The 24,581-nt window shown below is 55.8% G+C and carries 23 protein-coding genes and 1 tRNA gene; 15 read left to right on the top strand and 9 right to left on the bottom strand.

Annotation, left to right across the window (positions count from 1 at the left end; all coding sequences use genetic code 11):
* The first annotated feature begins 1 nt into the window (after position 1).
* The 4 genes from trmH to BWI95_RS08300 all read left to right on the top strand — a co-directional run bounded on the left by trmH (position 2) and on the right by BWI95_RS08300 (position 6,132).
* Positions 2-691 carry a tRNA (guanosine(18)-2'-O)-methyltransferase TrmH gene (gene trmH / locus BWI95_RS08315; RefSeq protein ID WP_054802720.1) on the top strand — a complete coding sequence of 230 codons (690 nt, stop codon included), beginning with the start codon at positions 2-4 and terminating at the stop codon, positions 689-691.
* 3 nt (positions 692-694) lie between these two features.
* Positions 695-2,776, top strand: a complete 2,082-nt coding sequence (gene recG / locus BWI95_RS08310; protein ID WP_054802721.1) for an ATP-dependent DNA helicase RecG — start codon at positions 695-697, stop codon at positions 2,774-2,776.
* A 125-nt stretch (positions 2,777-2,901) separates the two neighbouring features.
* On the top strand, positions 2,902-4,287 hold the full coding sequence (locus BWI95_RS08305; RefSeq protein WP_054802722.1) for a nucleobase:cation symporter-2 family protein: 1,386 nt from the start codon (positions 2,902-2,904) through the stop codon (positions 4,285-4,287).
* Between the two features lie 123 nt (positions 4,288-4,410).
* Positions 4,411-6,132 carry an AsmA family protein gene (locus BWI95_RS08300; RefSeq protein WP_054802723.1) on the top strand — a complete coding sequence of 574 codons (1,722 nt, stop codon included), beginning with the start codon at positions 4,411-4,413 and terminating at the stop codon, positions 6,130-6,132.
* A gap of 194 nt (positions 6,133-6,326) precedes the next feature.
* Here BWI95_RS08300 and yicI read toward each other — a convergent pair whose 3' ends face one another.
* The gene (yicI, locus tag BWI95_RS08295; protein WP_076769315.1) at positions 6,327-8,645 is read right to left on the bottom strand and encodes an alpha-xylosidase; all 2,319 of its coding nucleotides are present in this window, start codon (positions 8,643-8,645) and stop codon (positions 6,327-6,329) included.
* A 10-nt stretch (positions 8,646-8,655) separates the two neighbouring features.
* Positions 8,656-10,047: a glycoside-pentoside-hexuronide family transporter gene (locus tag BWI95_RS08290; protein ID WP_054802724.1), complete on the bottom strand. Its 1,392-nt coding sequence runs from the start codon at positions 10,045-10,047 to the stop codon at positions 8,656-8,658.
* Between the two features lie 286 nt (positions 10,048-10,333).
* Between BWI95_RS08290 and BWI95_RS08285 the strand changes: the two genes are divergently transcribed.
* Positions 10,334-10,428 (top strand) — tRNA-Sec (locus BWI95_RS08285).
* A gap of 112 nt (positions 10,429-10,540) precedes the next feature.
* On the opposite strand, the gene BWI95_RS08280 is transcribed toward BWI95_RS08285, so the two are convergent.
* Entirely contained in the window at positions 10,541-10,726 is a 186-nt protein-coding gene (locus BWI95_RS08280; protein ID WP_076769314.1) for a hypothetical protein, read from the bottom strand.
* 134 nt (positions 10,727-10,860) lie between these two features.
* On the opposite strand from BWI95_RS08280, the gene BWI95_RS08275 reads away from it, so the two are divergent.
* The 5 genes from BWI95_RS08275 (at position 10,861) to BWI95_RS08255 (ending at position 16,287) form a co-directional block, all read left to right on the top strand.
* Positions 10,861-11,160, top strand: coding sequence for a SymE family type I addiction module toxin (locus tag BWI95_RS08275; RefSeq protein WP_042715025.1), 300 nt, complete (start codon positions 10,861-10,863; stop codon positions 11,158-11,160).
* 120 nt (positions 11,161-11,280) lie between these two features.
* Positions 11,281-12,324, top strand: a complete 1,044-nt coding sequence (locus tag BWI95_RS08270) for a virulence RhuM family protein (RefSeq protein WP_054802725.1) — start codon at positions 11,281-11,283, stop codon at positions 12,322-12,324.
* A gap of 351 nt (positions 12,325-12,675) precedes the next feature.
* Positions 12,676-13,266 (top strand): hypothetical protein, encoded by a 591-nt coding sequence (locus BWI95_RS08265; protein ID WP_042715029.1) that lies wholly within the window; start codon positions 12,676-12,678, stop codon positions 13,264-13,266.
* 251 nt (positions 13,267-13,517) lie between these two features.
* The gene (locus BWI95_RS08260) at positions 13,518-15,011 is read left to right on the top strand and encodes a pyridoxal-dependent decarboxylase (RefSeq protein WP_232374422.1); all 1,494 of its coding nucleotides are present in this window, start codon (positions 13,518-13,520) and stop codon (positions 15,009-15,011) included.
* A 217-nt stretch (positions 15,012-15,228) separates the two neighbouring features.
* Complete coding sequence (locus BWI95_RS08255; protein WP_076769313.1) at positions 15,229-16,287, top strand: AbrB family transcriptional regulator; 1,059 nt, start codon at positions 15,229-15,231, stop codon at positions 16,285-16,287.
* A 172-nt stretch (positions 16,288-16,459) separates the two neighbouring features.
* Here the strand turns inward: BWI95_RS08255 and vapB are convergent, their stop codons facing one another.
* The 3 genes from vapB to BWI95_RS08240 form a co-directional block, all read right to left on the bottom strand.
* A complete protein-coding gene (vapB, locus tag BWI95_RS08250; RefSeq protein WP_054802727.1) occupies positions 16,460-16,681 on the bottom strand; it encodes a type II toxin-antitoxin system VapB family antitoxin in 222 nt (73 codons plus the stop codon).
* 106 nt (positions 16,682-16,787) lie between these two features.
* Positions 16,788-17,681, bottom strand: coding sequence for a dihydrodipicolinate synthase family protein (locus BWI95_RS08245; RefSeq protein WP_054802728.1), 894 nt, complete (start codon positions 17,679-17,681; stop codon positions 16,788-16,790).
* Positions 17,682-17,694: 13 nt separating this feature from the next.
* Complete coding sequence (locus tag BWI95_RS08240) at positions 17,695-18,384, bottom strand: B3/B4 domain-containing protein (protein ID WP_076769312.1); 690 nt, start codon at positions 18,382-18,384, stop codon at positions 17,695-17,697.
* Positions 18,385-18,429: 45 nt separating this feature from the next.
* On the opposite strand from BWI95_RS08240, the gene BWI95_RS08235 reads away from it, so the two are divergent.
* Together BWI95_RS08235 and BWI95_RS08230 are read left to right on the top strand one after the other, a co-directional pair.
* Positions 18,430-19,032 carry a helix-turn-helix domain-containing protein gene (locus BWI95_RS08235; RefSeq protein ID WP_076769311.1) on the top strand — a complete coding sequence of 201 codons (603 nt, stop codon included), beginning with the start codon at positions 18,430-18,432 and terminating at the stop codon, positions 19,030-19,032.
* A gap of 107 nt (positions 19,033-19,139) precedes the next feature.
* Positions 19,140-20,312, top strand: a complete 1,173-nt coding sequence (locus BWI95_RS08230) for a multidrug effflux MFS transporter (protein WP_054802731.1) — start codon at positions 19,140-19,142, stop codon at positions 20,310-20,312.
* Between the two features lie 80 nt (positions 20,313-20,392).
* On the opposite strand, the gene BWI95_RS08225 is transcribed toward BWI95_RS08230, so the two are convergent.
* From BWI95_RS08225 to BWI95_RS08215, 3 genes are all read right to left on the bottom strand, one after another.
* Positions 20,393-20,803, bottom strand: a complete 411-nt coding sequence (locus BWI95_RS08225) for a lysozyme inhibitor LprI family protein (protein ID WP_054802732.1) — start codon at positions 20,801-20,803, stop codon at positions 20,393-20,395.
* 109 nt (positions 20,804-20,912) lie between these two features.
* Positions 20,913-21,866, bottom strand: a complete 954-nt coding sequence (locus BWI95_RS08220) for an aldo/keto reductase (protein WP_076769310.1) — start codon at positions 21,864-21,866, stop codon at positions 20,913-20,915.
* Between the two features lie 61 nt (positions 21,867-21,927).
* Positions 21,928-22,863: a LysR family transcriptional regulator gene (locus tag BWI95_RS08215; protein ID WP_076770293.1), complete on the bottom strand. Its 936-nt coding sequence runs from the start codon at positions 22,861-22,863 to the stop codon at positions 21,928-21,930.
* A 194-nt stretch (positions 22,864-23,057) separates the two neighbouring features.
* Here BWI95_RS08215 and nfsB point away from each other — a divergent pair, with 194 nt between their 5' ends.
* From nfsB to BWI95_RS08200, 3 genes are all read left to right on the top strand, one after another.
* Positions 23,058-23,711: an oxygen-insensitive NAD(P)H nitroreductase gene (nfsB, locus tag BWI95_RS08210; protein WP_054802733.1), complete on the top strand. Its 654-nt coding sequence runs from the start codon at positions 23,058-23,060 to the stop codon at positions 23,709-23,711.
* 157 nt (positions 23,712-23,868) lie between these two features.
* On the top strand, positions 23,869-24,174 hold the full coding sequence (locus BWI95_RS08205) for a type II toxin-antitoxin system MqsR family toxin (protein WP_076769309.1): 306 nt from the start codon (positions 23,869-23,871) through the stop codon (positions 24,172-24,174).
* Positions 24,175-24,576 carry a type II TA system antitoxin MqsA family protein gene (locus BWI95_RS08200; RefSeq protein ID WP_076769308.1) on the top strand — a complete coding sequence of 134 codons (402 nt, stop codon included), beginning with the start codon at positions 24,175-24,177 and terminating at the stop codon, positions 24,574-24,576.
* The last annotated feature ends 5 nt before the right edge of the window (positions 24,577-24,581 follow it).

Raw genomic sequence — 24,581 nt, 5'->3', positions numbered from 1 at the left:
TATGAATGCTCAGCGTTATGCGCGAATCCGCGAGATGCTCGCCAGGCGTCAGCCGGATCTGACGGTCTGCATGGAGCAGGTCCACAAACCTCATAACGTCTCTGCCATTATCCGTACTGCGGATGCCGTCGGCGTGCATGAAGTGCACGCTGTCTGGCCGGGGAACCGCATGCGAACCATGGCCTCTTCCGCCGCGGGCAGCAACAGCTGGGTGGATGTTAAAACTCACCGTACCATTGAAGACGCCGTCGGCGTGCTCAAGCAGCGCGGCATGCAGATCCTGGCTACCCATCTGTCAGACAAAGCCGTCGACTTCCGTGAGATCGACTATACCCGTCCGACCTGTATTTTGATGGGTCAGGAGAAAACCGGGATCACCCAGCAAGCGCTGGATCTCGCGGATCGGGATATCATCATTCCGATGACAGGCATGGTGCAGTCGCTCAATGTCTCCGTTGCCTCCGCGCTCATCCTCTACGAAGCGCAGCGCCAGCGGCAAAACGCCGGTATGTATAAGCGTGAAAATAGCATGTTGCCGGACGCCGAGCAGCAGCGCCTGCTGTTCGAAGGCGGCTACCCTGTGCTCGCCCGCGTCGCGAAACAAAAAGGCCTGCCTTACCCTCATGTGAATAATGAGGGGCAGATTGAAGCCGACCCGACGTGGTGGGCTACCATGCAGGCTTCGAGGTAACCGATGAAAGGGAAGCTGCTCGATGCGGTGCCACTGAGTTCATTGACCGGCGTTGGCGCGGCGCAGAGCAGCAAGCTGGCGAAAATTGGCCTGCACACCGTTCAGGATCTGCTGTTACACCTTCCCCTGCGTTACGAAGATCGAACCCAACTCTACCCCATTGCTGACCTGCTGCCGGGCATTTACGCCACGGTGGAGGGCGAAGTGCTGAACTGTAACGTCACTTTCGGCGGTCGCCGGATGATGACCTGCCAGATTAGCGACGGCTCCGGCATGCTGACCATGCGCTTTTTCAACTTCAACGCAGCGATGAAAAACAGCCTTGCGGTTGGCCGCCGCGTGCTGGCTTATGGCGAAGCGAAACGGGGAAAGTATGGCGCGGAGATGATCCACCCGGAGTATAAGGTGCAGGGCGACCTCAGCACTCCGGAGCTTCAGGAGACGCTGACGCCGGTCTACCCAACGACCGAAGGCGTTAAGCAGGCCACGCTGCGCAAATTAACCGATCAAGCGCTGGAGCTGCTGGCAACCTGCGCCATCAGCGAACTGCTGCCGCCCGAGCTGGCGCAGGGTTTGATGAGCCTACCAGAAGCACTGCATACGCTGCATCGCCCGCCGCCTTCGCTACAATTAAGCGAACTGGAGAGCGGGCAGCATCCCGCTCAGCGCCGACTCATTCTCGAAGAGCTACTGGCTCATAACCTGAGCATGCTGGCGCTGCGCGCCGGTGCGCAGCGTTATCATGCGCAGTCGCTCGCCGCTAACGATACGTTAAAAGAGCAACTGCTCGCCTCCCTGCCCTTTAAACCAACCGGCGCACAGGCGCGGGTGGTGGCGGAAATTGAACGCGACATGGCGCTGGATATGCCGATGATGCGTCTGGTCCAGGGCGACGTTGGCTCCGGTAAAACGCTGGTGGCCGCGCTTGCCGCCCTGCGCGCCATCGCCAATGGCAAGCAGGTGGCGATGATGGCGCCCACCGAATTGCTGGCAGAGCAGCACGCCAATAACTTCCGCGCGTGGTTCGCGCCGCTCGGTATCGAAGTTGGCTGGCTGGCGGGCAAGCAGAAAGGCAAAGCCCGCCTGGCGCAGCAAGAGGCGATTGCCAGCGGGCAGGTGCAGATGATCGTCGGCACCCACGCTATTTTCCAGGAGCAGGTGCAGTTTAACGGCCTGGCACTGGTGATCATTGATGAGCAGCACCGCTTTGGTGTCCACCAGCGGCTGGCGCTATGGGAAAAGGGGCAGCAGCAGGGCTTTCATCCCCATCAGCTAATTATGACCGCCACGCCAATCCCGCGAACGCTGGCGATGACGGCCTATGCCGATCTCGATACTTCGGTGATTGATGAACTGCCGCCGGGCCGTACGCCGGTGACCACGGTTGCCATTCCCGATACGCGTCGCAGCGAGATTATCGATCGCGTCCGCAGCGCCTGCACCGGCGAAGGTCGCCAGGCCTACTGGGTCTGCACGCTGATTGAAGAGTCGGATCTGCTGGAAGCCCAGGCCGCGGAAGCGACATGGGAAGAGTTAAAGCTGGCTCTGCCGGAGCTGAACGTCGGGCTGGTGCATGGCCGCATGAAGCCGACCGAGAAACAGGCAGTGATGCAGGCCTTTAAACAGGGCGAGCTTCATCTGCTGGTCGCCACTACAGTCATTGAGGTTGGCGTGGATGTACCGAACTCCAGCCTGATGATTATTGAGAACCCTGAACGCCTTGGTCTTGCGCAACTCCACCAGCTACGCGGGCGCGTCGGACGTGGCGCGGTGGCCTCACACTGTGTGCTGCTCTACAAATCCCCGCTGTCGAAAACCGCGCAAAAGCGCCTGCAGGTGCTGCGCGACAGCAACGACGGCTTTGTGATTGCGCAAAAAGATCTCGAGATCCGCGGCCCGGGCGAACTGCTGGGCACCCGCCAGACGGGCAATGCCGAATTCAAAGTTGCCGATCTGCTGCGCGACCAGGCAATGATCCCCGAAGTTCAGCGCGTTGCGCGCCATATTCACGAACGTTACCCGCAGCTGGCAGAAGCGCTGATTGACCGCTGGATGCCAGAAACCGAACGCTACTCCAACGCCTGATTTTTAGAACCTGATGGTGTGAGATCAACCTCCCTTAGAAAAGTATGCTTCCAGCCGAAGCAACCGTTTGCTTTTACCATTCAGTCCGATAAAATCAGCGCTTTTCCATCAGGGGATAGCTTGAGATGTCCGTAAACACCATCGAGTCGGAAAATGCGCAACCGGTTGCGCAGACTCAACCCAGCGAATTGATCTACCGCCTTGAAGATCGTCCCCCGCTGCCGCAAACGCTGTTTGCTGCGCTGCAACACCTGCTGGCAATGTTCGTTGGCGTGATCACGCCCGCGCTGCTGATCTGCCAGGCGCTGGGTTTACCGGCTCAGGACACTCAACATATTCTCAGCATGTCGCTCTTCGCTTCCGGCGTCGCGTCACTGATTCAAATTAAAGCCTGGGGCCCGGTCGGCTCCGGGCTGCTCTCAATCCAGGGCACCAGCTTTAACTTCGTGGCACCGCTGATTATGGGCGGCACGGCGCTGAAAACCGGCGGTGCCGATGTGCCGACGATGATGGCAGCGCTGTTTGGCACCTTGATGCTGGCAAGCTGCACCGAGATGATTATCTCGCGTATTCTGCCGCTGGCGCGCCGCATTATCACCCCGCTGGTTTCCGGCGTAGTGGTGATGATTATCGGCCTGTCACTGATTCAGGTTGGGCTGACCTCCGTCGGTGGCGGCTTCGCGGCCATGGGCAACCATACCTTTGGCGCGCCGAAAAACCTGCTGCTGGCAGGCGTGGTGCTCGGGCTGATTATCCTGCTTAACCGCCAGCGCAACCCCTATCTGCGCATTGCCTCACTGGTGATCGCGATGGCGGTCGGCTATGTGCTGGCGATGTTTATGGGCATGTTGCCGGAGTACAACGCGCCGGAGAGTACCTTTATGGTGCCGACGCCGCTCTATTACGGCCTGAGCATTGACTGGAGCCTGCTGCTGCCGCTGATGCTGGTCTTTATGATCACCTCCCTGGAGACCATCGGCGATATCACTGCCACTTCCGATGTCTCTGAACAGCCTGTTACCGGCCCGCTCTATATGAAGCGGCTGAAGGGTGGCGTGCTGGCGAATGGTCTTAACTCCTTTGTCTCTGCGGTGTTCAATACCTTTCCCAACTCCTGCTTTGGTCAGAATAACGGCGTGATCCAGCTGACCGGCGTCGCCAGCCGTTATATCGGCTTCTTTATCGCGGTGATGCTGATGGTGCTCGGCCTCTTCCCGGCGGTAAGCGCGTTTGTGCAGCAGTTACCGGAGCCGGTACTCGGCGGCGCCACGCTGGTGATGTTCGGCACTATTGCCGCCTCCGGCGTGCGCATCGTCTCCCGCGAACCGCTCAACCGCCGCGCGATCCTGATTATCGCGCTGTCGCTGGCGGTAGGTTTAGGCGTGTCGCAGCAGCCGCAGATCCTGCAATTTGCGCCGGACTGGCTGAAAAACCTGCTCTCCTCCGGCATCGCAGCAGGCGGGATCACCGCTATCGTCCTGAACCTGATTTTCCCACCGGAAAAAGAGTAAATTACCTCGCGCGGCAACAGAGCATCCTCTGCTGCCGCCGCAATTTCCTTTCATCATTCCTCCCTTGAGCATCGCGCACAATTCGTGCATAACTCCCTTACGGTCACGTGAGGGAGGAAGATGATGAAATTTCTTGGGAAGCTGCTGTTAGCGGTCGTTATTATCCTGTTTGTGCTGCTGCTGGCGGCCTACTTCCTGCTGCAAACTCGCTGGGGCGCAACGCAAGCGAGCCAGTGGATCAGCGACAACAGCGATTATCACCTCACGTTCGATTCCGTTGACCACCGCTTCTCTTCCCCTTCTCATCTGGTATTAAAAGGCGTCAGTTTCGGCCGCAAAGGCCAGCCAGCAACGCTGGTGGCGAAAATGGTCGATATCGGCCTCAGCAGCCGGCAACTCACTGACCCGCTGCATGCCGACACCATTCTGCTACAGGACGGTACGCTTAACCTCTCCCCCACCGCCGCGCCGCTACCTTTCCAGGCCGATCGCCTGCAACTGCGCAACATGGCTTTTAACAGCCCGGCAACTGGCTGGGAGTTAAGCGCGCAGCGCGTTACCGGCGGTATCTCACCCTGGCAGCCAGCCGCAGGTAATGTGATCGGCAGTAAAGCACAGTTGCAGATGAGCGCCGGTTCGCTGACGTTAAATGGCGTTCCCGCCAGTAACGTGCTGATTCAGGGCAGCATTGATAAAGATGTGGTGACCTTAACCACTATCGGTGCCGATATGGCGCGCGGCTCGCTCACGGGTGATGCAAAGCGCAGCGCCGATGGCAGTTGGGTGGTGAATAATCTGCGTCTTAACGATATTCGTCTGCAAAGCGATAAGTCGCTGCAGGATTTCTTTGCCCCGCTCACCACCCTACCTTCGCTGAAAATCGGCCGTGTGGAAGTGACCGACGCCACCTTGCAGGGGCCAGAGTGGGCAGTGACTGACCTCGATCTTAGCCTGCGCAACCTGACTTTCAAGAAGGGCGACTGGGAGAGCGAAGAGGGCAAACTGTCGATGAATGCCAGCGAGTTTATCTACGGTTCGCTGCACTTTTTCGACCCGATTCTGAATGCCAGCTTCTCCCCGCAGGGCATCGCGCTGCAGCAGTTCACCTCCCGCTGGGAAAACGGCATGGTGCGCACCTCCGGTAACTGGTACCGCACAGGCAAAGCACTAGTGCTGGACGATGCGGCGTTTGCCGGCCTGGAGTACACGCTGCCGGCGAACTGGAAACAGCTGTGGATGGAGGATCTGCCCCCATGGCTAAATAGCCTGGTGCTGAAAAAATTCAGCGCCAGCCGCAACCTGGTGATTGATATCGATCCGACGTTCCCGTGGCAGCTCACCGCGCTGGATGGGTATGGCAACAATTTGCAGCTGGTGCGCGAACGGAAATGGGGTGTCTGGAGTGGGAATGCGAAGCTGAACGCTGCCGCAGGCACCTTTAACCGCGTCGATGTCCGCCGTCCGTCGCTGGCGCTCAATGCCAATAGCAACACGGTCAATATCACCGAGCTTAGCGCCTTTACCGGTCAGGGGCTGCTGGAAGCAAGAGCGGTGGTTGCGCAAACGCCGGACCGCAGCGTCAATGTCAGCCTCAACGGGCGCGGTGTGCCGGTCAATGTATTGCAGGCGTGGGGCTGGCCCGCATTGCCGATTGATGGCGAAGGTAATTTACAGTTAACCGCCAGCGGCCAGGTGCGCGCCGAGGCACCGTTAAAACCCTCCGTCAACGGCGAGTTACAGGCGGTGAACGCGCAAAAACAGCAGATTAAGCAGAGCATGCACAGCGGCACGGTGAGCAGCGCGGGTGCCGTTGCGCCAGCCGCCGCGCCGCAGGCGACGCCGTAAAACCGTGCCGGATGGCGCTACGCTTATCCGGCCTACGTTTGACTTTCCCTTTGTAGGCCCGGTAAGCGTTAGCATCACCGGGCAGCTCCTGCACCATTGCCGGATGGCGCTGCGCTTATCCGGCCTACGTTTCTACGTTTGACCTTCGCTTTTTGCAGGCCCGGTAAGCGGTAGCGCCACCGGGCAATCTGCGCTTAGAGGGTGATATAAACTTCGGTGCCCTGCGGGGTAATGACCAAACCGGTTTCACTCCTGTTCGCCGTCGCCCCCTGCAGATGGGTTATCTGCATAATATTGCGCAGGCATAGCGTCCAGTTTTTGCCTTCGCCATCAGCCCGCACGGTAATCACAGCGCCTTCACGTTTGGCTGATAAACGGAAAACGCTCTCGCCGCGGCTATCCGGCACCTCACACACGGCTTCGCGCCCATCGTCGAGTTGAAAGAGCTGGAACGCGGTGCCCTGATGCCATGCGTAATCGGGTCGCCGATCGTTATCGCCCAGCGCCAGCAGCGTATTGTCGCGAACGTAGACCGGCAGGCTCATAAAGCCATGCTGCTGTTTGTGCCAACGGCTGCCGTCGAGGAGGTCGTTATGCCACAGGTGCGTCCAGCGCCCTTCCGGCAGGTAAAACTGCACCTCACCCGCTTCACTGAACACCGGCGCGACCAGCAGAACGTCGCCGAGCATATACTGGCGGTCAAGGTAATCGCAGGCCGGATCGTCCGGGAAAGCCAGCATCATTGCGCGCATCATCGGTACACCCGATTCGTTTGCAGCTACCGCCTGCCGGTAGAGATAGGGCATCAGGCGGCATTTCAGCTGCGTGAAAAAGCGCACCACATCGCAGGACTCGTCATCGTAAGCCCACGGCACCCGATAGGATTTGCTGCCATGCAGGCGGCTGTGGCTGGAGAGTAAGCCGAACGCACACCAGCGCTTATAGACATGCGCAGGCGCGGTATTCTCGAAGCCACCGATATCATGGCTCCAGAAACCAAAGCCGGAAAGACCAATGGATAACCCGCCGCGCAGGCTTTCCGCCATCGATTCATAGGTGGCATAACAGTCGCCGCCCCAGTGCACCGGAAACTGTTGCGCGCCGACGGAGGCCGAGCGGGCAAACAGCACCGCCTCTTGCTCACCCACCTTATCTTTCAGCACGTTCCACACCATCTCGTTGTAAATATAGGCGTAGTGGTTATGCATTTTTTGCGGGCAGGCACCGTTGTGCCATACCACATCCGTTGGGATGCGCTCGCCGAAATCGGTTTTAAAACAGTCGACGCCCATGGCCACCAGCGTGTTGAGCTTATCGGCATACCACTGGCAGGCTTGCGGGTTGGTGAAGTCATAAATCGCCAGCCCCGGCTGCCATTTATCCCACTGCCATATCGAGCCGTCCGCGCGTTTCAGCAGATAGCCCTTCTCTTTCAGTTCGCGGAACAGCGGGGATTTTTGTCCAATGTAGGGGTTTATCCAGACGCAGATTTTTAGCCCACGCTCCTTCAGGCGTTTGATCATCCCTGCCGGATCCGGGAAGGTCACCGGGTCCCACTCAAAATCGCACCATTGGAAGGCCTTCATCCAGAAACAGTCGAAGTGAAAAACATGCAGCGGCAGCTGGCGCTCAGCCATGCCGTCGATAAAGCTGTTTACGGTCGCTTCGTCGTAGTTGGTGGTAAAAGAGGTGGTGAGCCACAGGCCGAACGACCACGCCGGTGGTAGCGCAGGGCGGCCGGTGAAGCGGGTATATCGGTTTAGCACCGCTTGCGGTGTCGGGCCGTCAATGACGAAGTACTCAAGCGACTCCCCCTCAACGCTGAACTGCACTTTGGAGACTTTCTCCGAACCGATTTCGAACTCCACCGCCTGCGGATGACTGACCAGCACGCCGTAGCCCCGGTTGGTGAGATAGAAGGGAATGTTTTTATAGGCTTGTTCGGTGCTGGTCCCACCATCACGGTTCCAGGTTTCCACAGATTGCCCGTTCCGCACCAGCGCAGTGAAGCGCTCGCCCAGGCCATAAACCGTTTCACCGACGCCCAGATCCAGCCGTTCGAAAACGTATTTGCGCCCGCTGTTACCATCCTGCACGTAGCCGCTGTTTTTAAGCTGGCTGCCGGTGATGCGCTCGCCGTTGCGCAGAAAATCAATGGCCCACGCTTCGCCTTTCGTCACCCGAACGGCCAGCGCGCCGCTGCGTAGCTCGGCATACGTCTGCGTGTTATCTATCGCGACAGCCACATCTTGCGCAATGTTGAGCGGAAAATGCGGACCTTTCTCTATGCCGCCCTCAAAGTGCGCGATACGCACCCCGATAATGCCCTCCTGCGGCGAGAAGAAGCGCAGCGTAAAGAGCGGCGTATCCAGTTGCCAGGTGCGCTCGCGCACGTCGCGCGGGGCGGCATACACCACCATCTCACTCCCCTGCTGGTCAACATCAAATACCTGAATCGGATTGATTAATGTCAGGCCGGGCTGGATAAGCCAGTTGCCATCACTGATCTTCATACGTTGCTCCTTACAGTAACTCTTCCCGGGGTGAGATATTGCCGAAGCGCTTCTGGCTACGGCGTTCGCCGCGCGCCAGCTGCGCCGCAATCGACTTCAGCAGGGGGGTTTTCAGGGTGTAGTAGCGTCTGGCGATAATGGCGCTGAGCAGATAGCAGGCAGCCGGCACCAGTGTGAATAGCGAGACGATGATGGTGAGCGTCATACTGTTTTGCCGCGGTGCGGCGGCTTCATAGCCACTGCCCGCCAGCGCCCAGCCAATCAGTGCGCCGCCAAGGGCGAGGCCGAGTTTCAGCACAAACAGCGTGCCCGCAAAGCTGATGCCGGTCAGACGCTTGCCGTTGCACCATTCGCCGTAATCGACAGTATCAGACATCATCACCCACTGGATCGGGGTGACCAGCTGGTGCAGCACGCCGATAACAAAGATAAAGGCGAACATGGTGAAGCTGGCCTGAATGGGGATAAAGAACATGGCGATGCTGAGCAGGGTGAGCGCGGCGTTGGTCCACCAGAAGATGGTGACTTTGCACTTCCAGTCGGTGAGCGGTTTCGCCAGCGCGCTGCCAATCAGGTTGCCGACGCAGTAGGTTGTGAGGAAAGCAGTAAAGATGGCGGCATCGCCCATGATCCACGTGACGTAATACATCATCGCGCCGCCGCGCACGCACACCGCAAGAATGTTCAGGATGGTCAGCATACCCACAATGCGCCACTGATCGTTTTGCCAGATATCGCGCAGATCTTCGCGCATGGAGGTGGTCGCTGGTGGTGCCTGGATGCGCTCTTTGGTGGTGAAAAAGCAGAATGCCAGCATCATAAATGCGATTACCGAGAGCACGGCGATCCCACCCTGAAAACCGACAACCTTATCCCCTCCGCCAATCAGCGTCACCAGCGGCATCATCAGTACCGTGGAGAGCATGCCGCCTGCGGTAGCCAGCACGAAGCGCCAGGATTGCAGAGAGATGCGCTGCTGCGGATCGTTGGTGATGACCCCGCCCAGCGCGCAGTAAGGAATATTCACGACGGTATAAAGCAGGGTGAGTAACGTATAGGTGACGGCGGCATAGAGCATCTTGCCGTTAAGGCTGAGATCCGGCGTGCTGTAAGCGAGCACGCAGACGATACCGAAAGGGAGCGCGCCAAAGATAATCCATGGCCGGAATTTGCCCCAGCGGCTGCGCGTACGGTCGGCGAGCAGCCCCATGCAGGGGTCGGAAACAGCGTCCAGCGCACGCGCCAGCAGGAACATGGTGCCGACAAACCCGGCGGGAATGCCGAAGATATCGGTATAGAAGAACATCATGTAGAGCATGACGTTATCAAAGATGATGTGGCTGGCGGCATCGCCCATCCCGTAGCCAATCTTTTCTTTTACAGAAATAGCCTGACTGTCCATTTTTGTTTCCTTAACGCAGCAAAACCATGCCGATTGCGGTGTTAAGGGTTTTAATCGATCGCTTTACGGGCGGAAATTGCGATTTCTGGTTATTAAATTACGTTTATTCTTTTCTGTGATCGCGATTCCTTAACGTATGAAAAAAGCTAAGCAATGGAAAAGATAGAGATTTATCTTAAACGATCGTAGAAAGGGAAAGCAGAATGTGAAAAATTACGGTGAGGGATGTGGTAAATCACTGAAAGTAGGTATAATGCGCCCCGCCTCCATGTAGCAATGCAGGCGCGGAAGATCGTCATCTCCGGTGAGGTGGCTGGACTTCAAATCCAGTTGGGGCCGCCAGCGGTCCCGGGCAGGTTCGACTCCTGTGATCTTCCGCCAAAATTAAGCCTCTAGTTGGCACATCGCTAAATATCACTTCTTATTTACACCATGCTTTTTGCAGCCTGAGCGCGTATTAAATTAATTCAGCGTCACGCTTGTTTTATTTTTCTTAGGCATCGTTCGCTAATCTTTCCAGTTCTTTTCTTCCTAAAGATTTAAGCCAATTACCTAAACTCATCCCCGCATTTTTTGCAGCTGCGTCAAATTGTTGTTTTAGTTCCGGTGTAATACGCATTTGAAAGGTGGGAGCTTTGCCGCATTTTGATTGATTGGTATCACGTTTGGCTGTTGTCATGTACGTACCTGGAGCATAATCCTTAACCAACAGGTACGTACCTTCAAGGAAAGACGACCTGATTCTTAAACGCTCTCATCAGGTAATGCCATACCTGACAAGAGCTAACCATCACAACTATCAAGGAGTTGATAATGGCTGATTCGCATTCTACCCCAGCGATCCCGACTACCGGAACCGAGCGCAGCGTAATTGTGCGTTACCGCCCAAATGGTGGCGATAAAAGCATCCCCAGCATTACTCTTTCAGGCGCGTGGCTTCGCGATGCCGGGTTTGATACAGGACAGCATTTAACGGTTAAAGCAATGAATGGTTGTATCGTGCTGGTGAAATACAGTGAAAGAGAGGAGTTTTTATTAGCCGAAGCGAAAAAGAGCAGCAGTGAGCTGAAGGAAATTAAGAGCATGATAAAAACGGCCTGCAAAGACTCCTGACCGGTTTAATATCCCTTCAAGGTGTATTAACAAGTAGCGGTTGCACTAATGAAATGCAGTGTACCTCTCTGGCATACTGCATCAACCACTCTCACTTCATATGCGTAGCGCGGAGACGACATGACTGATAAACACCTACCCCCATCCCCCGCGGGCGAGTTCATTATGTTCGCCAGCGGAGACGGGAAAGTGCGTATTGAATGCCGCTTTGAAAGCGATACGCTGTGGCTTCCGCAGGCTGCAATTGCTTCACTTTATCAAGTGACGCCGCAAGCTATTACTCAACATATTAAAGCTATTTATGAAGAGAACGAGCTTGAACAAAATGTAACCTGTAAGTCTTACTTACAGGTTCGACAAGAAGGAACACGGCAAGTAAGTCGTAATACGCTTCACTACAGCTTGCCTATCATTATTGCCGTGGGCTACCGCGTCCGCTCTGTCCGCGGCACACAATTCCGCCAGTGGGCAACGCAAACCCTGCAAGAGTACCTGGTCAAAGGTTTTGTAATGGATGATATCCGGCTCAAGAATCCGCCTGTCGGTTCATCCGCTTTGCCTGACTATTTCGATGAGATGCTTGAACGCATCCGCGATATTCGCGCCAGCGAGCGTCGGGTCTATTTGCGGGTTCGAGAGATCTTTGCGCTGGCTGCTGATTATCAGCCGACGCTAAAAGAGACCACACAATTTTTCCAGACCATCCAGAACAAGCTCCATTTTGCCTGTACAGGCCATACCGCGGCTGAGCTTATCTATCAGCGAGCAGACGCCAATAAACCTAATATGGGTTTAACCAGCTATAAAGGCGATGAGGTGCGTAAATGTGATGTCACAGTCGCCAAAAATTTCCTCAGCCAACATGAGGTTGGAGAGCTCAACCGTATAGTAAATATGTGGCTAGATTTTGCAGAAGATCAGGCCCGTCGTCGTAAGCAAATATTCCTGAGAGACTGGCAAGATAAGCTAGATCAATTTTTGCAATTTAACGATCGGGAGGTTTTACATGACGCAGGCAAAATCACTAAAAAAATAGCTGATGACAAAGCACTAGCTGAATATTCTCGCTTCACCGAGCAGCAACGCCGCTTAAAAGAGACGGAGGGCGAAAAAGACATTGTCGATCTGATCCGCTGGGAAAAGCATAATAACGCTTCATCCTGAACGCGTTATTTTTAAAAGAGATAGAGGTAAATCCTCTCAGCTAGCTTAATGCATCTCCTTTTAGAATGAAGAGAGGAAAAATGAAAAAGTTAAATAAAAAGATAAATTCCTGAATTGCTTTCCCTTAATTTTATTCTCTTAAATAAAAAATATCGTTTTCACGTGAGTGAACAAAAAAACCTCAATAATTATTCACCCCATTAACAGAATACACCCGATAATTTATTTTCGGATGTTTCGTCACCCTCGCATTTATTAATCATGATATCTTTTTGCGCCATACCACCTCCTGAAATTAATAAGACGCATTAATAAAGCATTTATATCAATCCAACCAACCGAGGGAAAATAATGAATGTAAGGGATGCTACCTTTTCTGATATCGAGCTGATATGCGACCTGCTGGCCGAGGCATTTTATGACGATGTGCTTATTGAATCAGCCTTTCCGGCACCGGAAAGACGACGAGAGGCATTGCGCAGCTTTTTCAGGATCTATGCCGAAGTCGCGCTACGCAAAGGCGGCGTTATTATTGATGAAAATAATGTCGGCGCACTAATGTATTTTCATTATGACTCAGAAAATATTACCGATGAGATCCTGTTCAAGCAATTACGAGATGAATATAGTGCCGATTACGCCACTATGGCCTATTTAATGCACAAGCTGAGCGCTTATCATCCAACAACTCCCCACTTCTATATTTTCGTGCTCGCTATTCCTGGCCAGGATCGCGGCATGGACGTTATCAACGCGTTGATGTACCGGTTAATCCATTTACAGGATCAAGCAGGCGTTCCTTGCTATGCCGAATGTACGGCTGCGCGTGTGCAGCGTCTTGCCGGGCGTCTTGGCTTCAAACCCGCAGATTTCAAACTCTGCGTCGACGGTTTCCCTGAGCTCTACCCTATTTTAAGAGAACCGCAAAAAGCGCTCATTTAATACCACTCCACGCGCAAAGGATTGTGATGAATACTATTAATAAAGATCCAAACAGACGAGCAAAGAAATATCAGGAAGTAGCCAGCTCGTTGTTTCCTTCAGCCTTTTCTGATAACCATGATGCTCTTACTGAAAACATGACGCGTATTTCAGAGCATATAAACCGATTGCGTCCGCAGAATAATGGCCCGGCGTGGTTAGGTAATAGCGGTAAGCTTGACGTTGATTATAAAAGTGTCAGGGTTGCCGAAATGGCCGATAATTTACGCCAGTGCGAGGATGTTATTAACGAGACGGCAGCACTTTTTCACGGTATGCCGAACTGGGGCCATCCCTTAGCGATGTGCAATACCATCCCGCAGGGAAATACGGCTTCAGTTATTGCAGGCATGATCGCGCAGGTCTTCTCCCCTAATATTGTGTCGGGGGAGTACTCCTGGAACGTTCAACGCGCGGAACTGGAAAGCGCCGGGATGGTAGCAAACCTGATTGGCTGGGATGCGCAACGTGCTGGCGGTCTTTATACCTACGGCGGCTCCGGCTGCTGGACCTATCATCTCAAATATGCCCTGTCGCGCGTGCTGCCTGGCTCCAGACGCGAAGGCGTTCGCACTAATGCGAAAGTCCTCTGTTCCCAGCAGGCGCACTTCACCATGCTCAACAGCACCGACTGGACCGGTCTAGGAACGGATAACATTATCTGCATCAAAACCGATCCAAAGACTAACGCCATGGATCTAAAAGATCTGGAAGCGGTGCTGATTGCGCTGTGGATGCAAAATATCCCGGTTGCGTCAGTGGTCTGTACGATGGGGACAACCGACGCTAACGCCTTCGATCCGGTGGCGGACGTGCGCCGCTTACTGGATCGCTATCGCAACGCCGCGCCATATGGCAAGGCGCTGCTCTACTGCGATGCGGTGACCAGCTGGTCATGGCTGGCCTTCCAGAAATATGACTTTGCCACTAACCCGCTGCAGTTCACCGAAGCGCTACTGCCGATGATGAAGAGCAACGCTCGTGAACTTGAGAAGATGAAATACGCGGACGCTATTGGCATTGATTTCCATAAAGCGGGCTTTTCGCCTTACACCAGCAGCTTCTTTGCATATCGCGATGCTGGTGAGTTTGAAGCGCTGTTGCAGCGCCCTGGCTCGGCTTATTTGCAGTCCCGCACGGATTACAACCCTTACCACTACACGCTTGAAGTCTCGCGCGCGGCAACCGGCGCAGTCGCGGGCTGGGCGACGATGAAATACTTTGGCTATGAGGGCTTCCAGGCATGTCTGGGCTCGATCCTGGAAAATCATCTGGTGATGCGTAATCTGCTGCAAGCAGAGCAATCTACGGTATGCGTCAATCCGCAGGATAATGGCATGGTCACCCTGCTGCGCATCTATCCGCAGGGAGTGAATGCCCAGCAGCAGTATCAACGTGAACTGACCGACCCCGCGTATAAACCGCAGCTGTCGGCACATAATCAGTTAACGCTAGCGATTGGCAATAAACTCTATGAATGGTTCCGCGCAGGTAAGCAGATCAACGGGATGCATACGCCCTATATGAGCTTTACCACCGGTTTCTGCGTCACCGAGTACAACCGCGATGCGGCCGATCCGGAGGCCAAAGTGTTCGCCCTGAAAATCTACATTATGAATATGCACCTGACGCCGGAGCTGATGAAGCACGTGCTGGATTGCATTATGGCGGCACGGGACGAGGTCGTTGGGCAGGAATTCCAGTAATAAAAGATCTCTTTATTTTGTCGCCAGTAGTAATGCAGGGTGTAAATAATGTTTGATTTACACCCTTTTTATCTAAAAAGAGTCTCAGGTTTGCAGTCCACAGAGAGAGCGCTTACATTCCAATAATCTGATTTGCTCTTCAATTTATTGATTGCGGGAAGCGTATGTCATCCAGCCTATTTATTCATATTACGGCGACACAAAAGGATTGCCGTTAATGACCACGTTAACGCCCATATGGCGTAACTGGTTGCAGCTTATTACGCTCTCATTATTGTTGGTGGTGGTAATGGAGTGGCTCCATCTTCCCGCCGCCCTGCTGCTTGGCCCGATGTTCGCGGGCATTTTTCTCGCCATCAACGGCCGCCCGGTCACCATTAATAAACAGGGGTTTAGCGCCGCGCAGGCGGTGGTTGGCGCGATGATTGCGCACGCCATTCCGCCGTCGGTATTTGGTCGTATCGCCGCCGACTGGCCGCTGTTTGTGGTCTGTATTTTCTCCGTAATTTTCGCCAGCGCCATTCTCGGCTGGATAATGGCGAAATTGCAGGTTTTTCCCGGCTCGACTGCCATCTGGGGTTCATCGCCCGGCGCGGCAGCGGCGATGACAATCATGGCAGAGAGTTTTGGCGCCGATGTGCGCCTGGTGGCCTTTATGCAGTATCTGCGGGTGATGGTGGTGGCGCTGGTCGCGGTGCTGGTCACCCGCCTCGGCATGGGGGCAGAAAGCGCCGAGCATGCGGTGGCAACCTTTACGCTGTTCGCCCCGCTGCGCGCGTGGCCATTTATCGCAACGTTAATGCTGATTGCCATTGGTTTTCTAATTGCCCGACGCGTGAAAATGCCCTCCGGGCCGTTACTGATTACGCTCGCGCTGGGGATTATCGTCGAGGATAGCGGCCTAATGACGCTTGAGTTGCCGCCGTGGCTGCTGGCGCTCTCTTACGCGCTTATCGGCTGGAGTATTGGCCTGCGCTTTACGCGCGAGATTGTGCGCTACGCCGCCCGCGCCCTGCCCCGCGTGCTGCTGTCGGTATTGACGCTGGTGACGATCTGCTGCGGTTTCGCCTTCCTGCTGGTGAAATTTGCCGGCATCGATCCGCTTACCGCCTACCTCGCCACCAGCCCCGGCGGGGCCGATACGGTGGCAATTATCGCCTCATCCAGCCATGTTGATATCGCCTTTGTGATGGCGATGCAGACCGGGCGCTTTATTGTGGTGCTGATTACCGGCCCGGCGATCTCAAGGTTTGTGGCGAAGCGGCTGGGAAAATAATTCGCTAGTGTGTTGTCCAGTCCTGCAATCTTAAGCCCGGGATACGCATAAATTCATGGGTGTTGTTAGTTTACGCATCTGCACATGATGCCCATTGGAAGCCTGGCGGAGGATTTCTGGCTTATTTTATAAGTCGAAAATTCAGAAGTTTGTATCAAGCATGATTTGAGCATCAAAACGCTTCTCTGTCCTGTTCGCCCGGCTGTTCCCGTGAAGGCATAAAATCTGATGATGCTCTTTCACCGTCAAACCAGCTGTCCAACGCCGGCATGATGATGCGCGAATTATCTACGGAAATGATATCGACCTGTTTCACGTCCCCTGGCAGCGTCACCGCTTTGGGCGCGTGCATGGTCAGACGACGATTACTTTTGAAGACCGCTGTTTTTACCATTTACTGTTCCAGTGCTGAAATTTAATGCTTCGACAGTACGTACCAGCTATGGGGTTTACAAAGCTATTTTTGCCGGATAAGGCGCAGCCGCCATCCGGCATCCCTCTCACACGGTTAATCGCAGTTGCTCAATAACCTGGGCAACCTCGCGTCGTGCGTTGCCTTGCAGCGTCTGTAAAGGCGCGGGTAAACACGGTGCTTTCACCACGCCGAGCAGCTCTGCGGCAGTGGCGATAACGCGCAGGCTGCCGCCGTAACGCTTAAACAGATCCCATAGCGGCTGGAGCGCGGCGGTATGCTGGCGCGCCTGTACGATATCGCCCGCCATCGCCGCGCGGGAAATTGCCAGTGCCGCCTGCGGGAAGAGCCCGCCGAACACCGAATACCAGACGCTGCACCCGGCATTCAGCGCTTCAACCGCCGTGCCGTCGCCGCTGATGCCGAGGCGGATCTCCGCCGGGATTTGCGCGCGCAGCGCACTCACCCGCTCCGGGGCAAGCTCCGCGGCAAGAGGCGGGATTTTGATCGAGCCAATATTAGGCAGCTGGGCGATACGGGCAAATAGCTCGTCGCTGAAGTTAAAGTGCGTGGCGTTAGGGTTGTTATAGATACAGAGCGGCACCGACAGTTCGCGGGTGACGGTGGCAAACAGATCGAAGACTTCATCTTCCGTTAACGGATGATAGGAGACCGGGGCCAGCAGCACGGCGCTGACGCCCGCTTTCTGCGCATCCTCCGCCAGCCAGAGCACATCGCGCGTACGCAGCGCGCCAATCCCGGCGATCACCGGCACTGCGCCGGAATACTCCGTTGCCAGACGCAGGACGCTCGCGCGCTCGCTGCGGCTAAAGTAGGGATAACATCCCGTAGAGCCGAGCGCGCCGATGGAGTCGACGCCAGCAGCGCGCAGTTTTTCAATAATGGTGATATAGGCCGCCTCATCCAGGCGGTCATCGAGAAGCGGCGTCAGCGCAAAGGCGCTTAATCCTGTGAAGTCCATTCTTGTTCCCTCATTACGCAAACCCAATCAGGCTTTTTTCAGTGTGGCAACCCGGCATCATACGACCTAACCCGGCGATCAGTTCGTCGCCTGCCTCACATAATGCATCGAGCGGCATTGCCGGCAGACTCTCAAGGATAAACCACATCTGGCTGTCTGCCGCACTCAGCCGGGTACGCACACCCTGACGCCAGTTCCAGCGTCGGCAGGTTACGCCCTGCGCATCGCGCCAGATAACCTCCCCTGGCTCCGGTGATTCCAGCGCCGGTTCGCCCTCTTTCAGGGTATCGAACGGCTCGCTGCCGTCGGCCAGCGTCAGGCAGGGCGCGCCGACATACGCGGCGATATTTTCGCCGCCGACCGGCACAGCGTAGCGCAAACTGATGGCGTTATAGAGATCGACTACCGGGTCAATGGCGGGTAGTACACCGTCTCGCAATACGCGTTTTCGTAAAGCCTGGGCGGAACAGGGCGTGCGTTTGGGTTTCGCGCCAAACTGTTTAAACACTTCATCCCAGGCCGCCAGGTGCGCATCCGCCCACGCAGGCTCGCCCGCCGCGACACATGCACAAGCGTGGATTAACGCCTCTTCGCCCACCTGCGGGTGGATCAGCGGCGCGGCCTGCAACGAGATGCTGATAGCGCGAAAGCCGGGCGCCAGCGCGGCAAGACGCGCATCGATTGACGGCTGAACGGAAAGCATTGGATAATCCTTTTTAGTGACCATTTTATTGCACAGTATCGACCGATGACCAAAAAAGTCAATAAATCGACCGACTCCGGCGCGGATATCCAGCGCGTCAGTGAAGCGGTTGCTACGCGAATCAAAGCGTTTCGTAAGCAGCAAAAACTCTCGCTGGATGAGCTCTCCCGCCGGGCGGGCGTCAGTAAAGGTATGTTGGTCGAGATTGAAAAATGTCTCGCCAACCCGAGCATCGCGCTGCTGTGCAAAATTGCGGCGGCGATGGGCGTCTCGGTGGCCGACATTGTTGATGTCGCCAGTAAACCGCTGGCGCACCTGATTGCCAAAGAGGATATTCCGCTGCTCTGGCGCGGCGAGAAAGGCGGCAGCGCGCGCCTGCTGGCGGGCACCAGCGGCCCGGATATGCTTGAGCTGTGGCGCTGGGAGATCTTTCCCGGTGAGCGTTTTACCTCGCCTGGCCATCCGGTCGGCACCGTCGAGCTGCTGCACGTTGAGCGCGGTACGCTGACGTTAGAGGTCGCGCAATCGTCGCTGATTATTGCCGAAGGGTGCTCTGCCGTGGCGCAAACCGATGTGCCGCACCACTACGCCAACGATGGCGACCTCCCCGTGGTCTTTACCATGACGGTCAGTGAACGCCACGCCTGAGCCCGCGTTAACGCCATGATGATTTAATGGCGTTATGCTTTGTGTCGCCCTGCTTAAGTTAACGCGCCGCGTTGTCGGCACCCTCTTCGTGACTTAATCAGGATCTTATGCAAACCAAGCTACACGGGCCGCTGTTTCTCGCGATCCTCAGCGCGCTGATGGCCTTCACCTCCCTGTCGACGGATATCTATCTGCCCGCGATGCCGTTGATGGCGCGCGAGCTGCAGGGCGATGTCGAACTGACCATCACCGGCTTTTTGATGGGCTTCGCGCTGGCGCAGCTGGTGTGGGGGCCGGTGAGCGATGCGATTGGTCGCCGCAAGCCGCTGTTTATCGGCATGGTGCTGTTTATCATCGGCTCGGCGGGGTGTGCGTTATCGACGGAGATCCATCAGATGGTGTTCTGGCGCGTGTTTCAGGCATTTGGTGCCTGTACCGGGCCGATGCTGGCGCGAGCGATGATCCGAGACCTCTTTGTGCGCACCCGCGCGGCGCAGATGCTCTCTACCCTGACCATTATTATGGCGATCGCCCCGATTATCGGGCCGCTGGCGGGCGGGCAGATTATCAAGTTCACTACCTGGCATGCGGCTTTCTGGATCCTGGTGGTGATTGGCGGGCTGATGTTTGTCTCCCTCTTCGCGCTGCCGGAAACCCTGCCCGCCGAGAAGCGCATTCATGCATCGCTGGCGGGCGTATTTCGCAACTACATCACGCTGCTGCGCAACCGCGCGTTTATGCGTTACACGCTGTGCGTCACCTTTTTCTATGTCTCCGCGTACGCTTTCGTCACCGGCTCGCCGTTCGTCTATATCGGCTATTACGGCGTCGCGCCGCAGCATTTTGGCTGGCTGTTTGCGCTCAATATTGTTGGTCTGATGGGGATGAGTGCCGTTAACCGACGGCTGGTGCAGCGCCATCCGCTCGATAAGCTGCTGAAGATTGCCGTCACGCTGGCTGCCCTCGCGGGCATAGTGCTGGCGCTGCTGGTGAAGCTGCAATTTGGCGGTCTGGTTGCGGTGCTGATTACGGTGTTTGTCTTCTTTTCGATGAACGGCATTATCGCCGCTGCCTCGACCGCCGCCGCGCTGGATACCGTCCCGGCCTTTGCCGGCTCGGCCTCGGCGCTGATTGGCTCCCTGCAATATGGCAGCGGCATTATCTCTTCCCTGCTGCTGGCGGGATTTCGCGACGGCACGCCGTGGACGATGGCGTGGATCATGGCGCTGTTCGCCGTCGCCAGCGCTGCGATGGCCTGGCGGGTCGGCTCCCAGCAATGAAGGGCGATGCCGGATGGCGGCTTGCGCCTTATCCGGCCTACGGGGTTTGTGGGCCGGAAAAGCATCGCGGTATGGCGGTTTTAAAGCCGGATTTTATTAATCTGATCGATGCGCAACGCATTCATATTGAGAACGCAACCTAACATAGCTTCACCAAATACATGGGTGCCCATGGCTTGTGTGCTCACCAGTTCACAGTAGCTGTTTCTGTACTGAAGCCACTCTTTCTGATTCTGCTTATAGGTTGCCAGCATGCGATCTTTCTGCTCCTGAGAGCCTCGCCACCAGCGCGTGTAGTCAAAAGAGGCGATCTCTTTCAGCTTCGCTTCATAAGCCTTATTCAGCGCAGCCTCAGAGGTATCGTTTACATCCGCCAGGCACTCATCATTGTTTTCGCCATATTGTTCGATGCAGTGGGAAATGCTTTTTTGCGCGGAATAAGCGTGATGGCTAAACAGAAGGAGCAGGGAAACCAGGGCGTAAGCTTTCATAATCTTTATTTCAGCCGACAGTGAAGGTGGCGCGATTATAAAACCTTATTTTATGAAGTGCAGAAGTTCGTAGGCCCGGTAAGCAGCGCGCCACCGGGCATTTAGTGGTTTACGCGCCGGCTTTATTTAGTGCGGCGATCTCGTCGGTGGAGAGGTTCAGCGCCACCGCGGTAGCGAAGCTCTCGACGTGTGCGGTTTTGGTTGCGCTGGCAATCGGCGCGGTGACGCCCGGTTGGTTAACAAGCCAAGCGAGCGCTACTTCGGCGGGTTTCACATTATGATTCGCCGCCACCTTGTCGAGCGCGTCGAGAATGGCGAAGCCGCGTGGATTCAGGTATTTGGCGATGCCCTGCCCGCGCTGGCTCTGGTTAAGATCGCTTTCGCTGCGATATTTGCCTGACAGGAAGCCGGAAGCGAGGCTGTAATAGGTCACCACGCCAATATTTTCCCGTACCGTTAAATCCTGCAACGCGCCTTCGAAGCTCTCGCGATCGTAGAGGTTATATTCCGGTTGCAGTACCTGGTAGCGCGGCAACCCTTTCTCATCTGCCACTTTCAGCGATTCTGCCAACTGTTGGGCGTCGAGGTTGGACGCGCCAATCGCGCGAATTTTCCCCGCTTTCAGCAACTTTTCGTAAGCGCCTAACGTTTCATCGTAGGGTGTTTCGCTATCCGGCCAGTGGGAGAAGTAGAGGTCGATATAGTCCGTTTGCAGGCGACGGAGTGAGTCATCAACCGCCTGCTCAATCCAGCGTGCCGAAAGCCCTTTTTTGCCGGGTTCGCCCATATCGGCGCCCACTTTAGTAAATAGGGTGATCTTGTCGCGATGACCAGGGTGCGCCGCCAGCCACTTACCAATAATGGTTTCCGATTCGCCACCCTTGTTGCCCGGCGCCCATGCAGAGTAAACGTCTGCGGTATCGATCGCCGTAAAGCCCTTTTCCAGTAACGCGTCCAGCAAACTGAAGCTCTGCTGCTCATCGACGGTCCAGCCGAATACGTTGCCGCCAAAAACTAATGCCGGGATCTGTAACCCCGTGGTGCCTAATGAACGTAATGCCATCGCCACTTCCTCCTGTGAAGGTCAAACTTTAAGCCTGGCGCGTAATGGCGATCGCTTTTGGTTATCCGTGCGTTTTTTCCGCTGCCAGGCTGCGCAGCTGTGCAGTAATGGGTCTTAACGCTTCCCGCAAAACCGCGTGCAGGTGGCGAATCGCCGGGGAGAACTGTTTGCGGTGCGGGCAGATAAGGTTAAGCGGCGCGGCCTCGCCGGGATGCTGCGGCAGCAACATCTCCAGCCGCCCGGCCAGTACATCGGCGCTAACATCGATCCACGATTTATAGACAATGCCCATCCCTTCTACCGCCCAGCGGCGGGCGACATCCGCGTCGTCGCATAACATCCGGCTTTTGACGATCAGCTGCCGACGCAGGCCATTTTCCGGAAAGCTCCATTTGTCATACACCTGGTTGTTCATGGTGAAGAGCAGACAGTGATGGTTAACCACCTCATCGAGGGTTTGCGGCCTGCCGTGCTGCGCCAGATAAGCGGGCGAGGCGGCAAGCACCCGGCGGTTATCTTCGGCAATCGGCAGCGCCACATAGCTGCTGTTATCCAGCACGCCGTAGCGGATAGCGACATCCACCGGATCGCGAAACACATCGCTAAGCTGATCGGAAAGGGAGAGGCGCAGAGAGACCTTCGGATACTGGGCACAAAAACGGGTGATGATCGGCAGCAGCACGTTACGCCCCAGATCGGATGGCACCGCCATGCGCAGCTCGCCCTGCGGTTCGTTATCGCCGCTATGCAGGCTTTCAGCCCCGGCGCGCACCACCTCCAGCATCTCCTGGGCGAAGGGGAGGTACTTTTCGCCTTCGGCAGTTAAGCGCAGGCTGCGGGTCGAGCGCACGAACAGGCGCTTATCGAGATCGCGCTCCAGACGGTGCACCGCTGCGCTGACCTGGCCGGGAAGCAGCCCGGCTTCGCGCGCGGCGTTAGAAAAACTGCCCAGCAGCGCCGAGCGAACAAACAGCGTGACATCTTCCAGCCGAATCATCATCTCTCCGAACGGCAAATAACAAGCGCTTCTGTTGTGCCAGAAAAGCGGGCGCAGGCAAACCGCATTTTCACTTTGTGAGTGAAAGTGTTGCCGTTTTTCACCAATTTATCTTCGCTGGCGTTGCGTTTATCCTCGGCGACTCTACGGGACGGTGCGCCCCGCATTATTTGAATGTTCGCCAGGAGAGAAAAATGACCCTTGATGAAGCCGTGATTTCCCGCCATACCGTCAAAGCCTTCGACCCCGCTCAGCGCGTGCCGCAGGAGAAGATCGACACCCTGCTCAACGTGCTGCACAACAGCCCCTCTTCCGTTAACTCGCAGCCGTGGCACTTTGTTGTCGCCTCAAGCGAGGAGGGACGCGCGGCGATGGCGAAATCCGCCACCAGCAACTTCATCTATAACAAACCGAAAATTGCCGATGCCTCGCACGTGATTGCGCTCTGCATGCGCAGCGATCTCGATGAAGCCCACCTGCAAAAGGTGCTTGCGCAGGAGGAGAAGGATGGTCGCTTTGTGGCTGACGGCGCGAAAGCGGGTCAGGATAAGGGTCGCCGCTCCTATGTCGATCTTCACCGCTATGAGCAGCGCGATCTGCCGCAGTGGATGGAGAAACAGGTCTATCTGGCGCTCGGCGGCCTGCTGCTCAGCGCAGCGATGCTCGGCATCGACGCCACGCCGATGGAGGGATTTGACGCGCGTGAACTCGACCTGGCGCTGGGCCTGCGCGAGAAAGGGCTGACCAGCGTCGTGCTGGTATCGCTCGGCGTGCGCAGCGAACAGGATTTTAACGCCGCGCTGCCTAAATCCCGCCTGCCGCGCGACGAGATCTTCACCTTTATCTAAAAATGGAAGCCCGGTTCACCGGGCTTTTTATTTGTTGCATTCTCTTGCAGGCCAACCAGTTCATCACCCGCATTTCCCTACTTTCCCGCTTTGACCAGGACATTGCATGCGGTAGCTTTTTACCCTATTTGCATAATTTAGCTTTTAGGTTAAAACTATGGAGAAAGGAACTCCCCATGTCCGCTTACATATCGTCAAGCGGATGGTGCTTGAGGGAAAGGTCAGAACCACGGCCAGCGCTGTCGCGGGAGCGATTGAATTAGGCTTTAATCCACCGCCATTTGACGAGATGTGCGCAGTAATTCAGGCGCTCACTTCAGAAGATTTTTTTAAAAGCATGACGGCATATGTCGATCATACGGTGTGGCACGATGTTTACCGGCCAGTCTGGAAGAGGCAAAAACTTTATCTAAAGTTAATCGTCTCTGACGATGTACTGATCGTGTCATTTAAGGAGAGATAAATGAAATGCCCTGTTTGCGGCGCTGCGGGACTTAAATATGACACCCGCAACATTGAATACCGTTACAAAGGGAAAGTGACTACGCTCACTGCGATCGCAGGCGATTACTGCGACGCATGTGGAGAGATCATTTTTGACCGTCTGAACGGTGAACTTTACTCAAAACAGGTTGCGGCTTTTGTCCGCAAAGTTAACGCAGAAGAGGTTGATCCTCAGTTTATTGCCACTATCCGAAAGCGGTTTAATCTCGATCAGCGCCAGGCGGCAGAGATGTTTGGCGGTGGCGCAAACGCCTTTAGCCGGTACGAAACCGGACGTGTTGCACCGCCAAGACCTTTAGTTTTGCTCTTTAAGGCGCTGGACAAGCATCCGGAGCTTTTCGAGGAGCTAAAACATGCCTGAAAGCC

It is taken from the genome of Kosakonia cowanii JCM 10956 = DSM 18146 (assembly GCF_001975225.1).
Taxonomy (GTDB): Bacteria; Pseudomonadota; Gammaproteobacteria; order Enterobacterales; family Enterobacteriaceae; genus Kosakonia; species Kosakonia cowanii.
The sequence above is the reverse complement of the archived record's forward strand: the minus strand, read 5'-3'. Positions and strand labels throughout refer to the sequence as shown.

What these genes read in the sequence shown, in the direction of transcription:
- trmH (WP_054802720.1), top strand. Translation starts at nt 2, where the DNA reads ATGAATGCTCAGCGTTATGCGCGAATCCGCGAGATGCTCGCCAGGCGT.
- recG (WP_054802721.1), top strand. Translation starts at nt 695, where the DNA reads ATGAAAGGGAAGCTGCTCGATGCGGTGCCACTGAGTTCATTGACCGGC.
- BWI95_RS08305 (WP_054802722.1), top strand. Translation starts at nt 2,902, where the DNA reads ATGTCCGTAAACACCATCGAGTCGGAAAATGCGCAACCGGTTGCGCAG.
- BWI95_RS08300 (WP_054802723.1), top strand. Translation starts at nt 4,411, where the DNA reads ATGAAATTTCTTGGGAAGCTGCTGTTAGCGGTCGTTATTATCCTGTTT.
- yicI (WP_076769315.1), bottom strand. Translation starts at nt 8,645, where the DNA reads ATGAAGATCAGTGATGGCAACTGGCTTATCCAGCCCGGCCTGACATTA.
- BWI95_RS08290 (WP_054802724.1), bottom strand. Translation starts at nt 10,047, where the DNA reads ATGGACAGTCAGGCTATTTCTGTAAAAGAAAAGATTGGCTACGGGATG.
- BWI95_RS08280 (WP_076769314.1), bottom strand. Translation starts at nt 10,726, where the DNA reads ATGACAACAGCCAAACGTGATACCAATCAATCAAAATGCGGCAAAGCT.
- BWI95_RS08275 (WP_042715025.1), top strand. Translation starts at nt 10,861, where the DNA reads ATGGCTGATTCGCATTCTACCCCAGCGATCCCGACTACCGGAACCGAG.
- BWI95_RS08270 (WP_054802725.1), top strand. Translation starts at nt 11,281, where the DNA reads ATGACTGATAAACACCTACCCCCATCCCCCGCGGGCGAGTTCATTATG.
- BWI95_RS08265 (WP_042715029.1), top strand. Translation starts at nt 12,676, where the DNA reads ATGAATGTAAGGGATGCTACCTTTTCTGATATCGAGCTGATATGCGAC.
- BWI95_RS08260 (WP_232374422.1), top strand. Translation starts at nt 13,518, where the DNA reads ATGGCCGATAATTTACGCCAGTGCGAGGATGTTATTAACGAGACGGCA.
- BWI95_RS08255 (WP_076769313.1), top strand. Translation starts at nt 15,229, where the DNA reads ATGACCACGTTAACGCCCATATGGCGTAACTGGTTGCAGCTTATTACG.
- vapB (WP_054802727.1), bottom strand. Translation starts at nt 16,681, where the DNA reads ATGGTAAAAACAGCGGTCTTCAAAAGTAATCGTCGTCTGACCATGCAC.
- BWI95_RS08245 (WP_054802728.1), bottom strand. Translation starts at nt 17,681, where the DNA reads ATGGACTTCACAGGATTAAGCGCCTTTGCGCTGACGCCGCTTCTCGAT.
- BWI95_RS08240 (WP_076769312.1), bottom strand. Translation starts at nt 18,384, where the DNA reads ATGCTTTCCGTTCAGCCGTCAATCGATGCGCGTCTTGCCGCGCTGGCG.
- BWI95_RS08235 (WP_076769311.1), top strand. Translation starts at nt 18,430, where the DNA reads ATGACCAAAAAAGTCAATAAATCGACCGACTCCGGCGCGGATATCCAG.
- BWI95_RS08230 (WP_054802731.1), top strand. Translation starts at nt 19,140, where the DNA reads ATGCAAACCAAGCTACACGGGCCGCTGTTTCTCGCGATCCTCAGCGCG.
- BWI95_RS08225 (WP_054802732.1), bottom strand. Translation starts at nt 20,803, where the DNA reads ATGAAAGCTTACGCCCTGGTTTCCCTGCTCCTTCTGTTTAGCCATCAC.
- BWI95_RS08220 (WP_076769310.1), bottom strand. Translation starts at nt 21,866, where the DNA reads ATGGCATTACGTTCATTAGGCACCACGGGGTTACAGATCCCGGCATTA.
- BWI95_RS08215 (WP_076770293.1), bottom strand. Translation starts at nt 22,863, where the DNA reads ATGATTCGGCTGGAAGATGTCACGCTGTTTGTTCGCTCGGCGCTGCTG.
- nfsB (WP_054802733.1), top strand. Translation starts at nt 23,058, where the DNA reads ATGACCCTTGATGAAGCCGTGATTTCCCGCCATACCGTCAAAGCCTTC.
- BWI95_RS08205 (WP_076769309.1), top strand. Translation starts at nt 23,869, where the DNA reads ATGGAGAAAGGAACTCCCCATGTCCGCTTACATATCGTCAAGCGGATG.
- BWI95_RS08200 (WP_076769308.1), top strand. Translation starts at nt 24,175, where the DNA reads ATGAAATGCCCTGTTTGCGGCGCTGCGGGACTTAAATATGACACCCGC.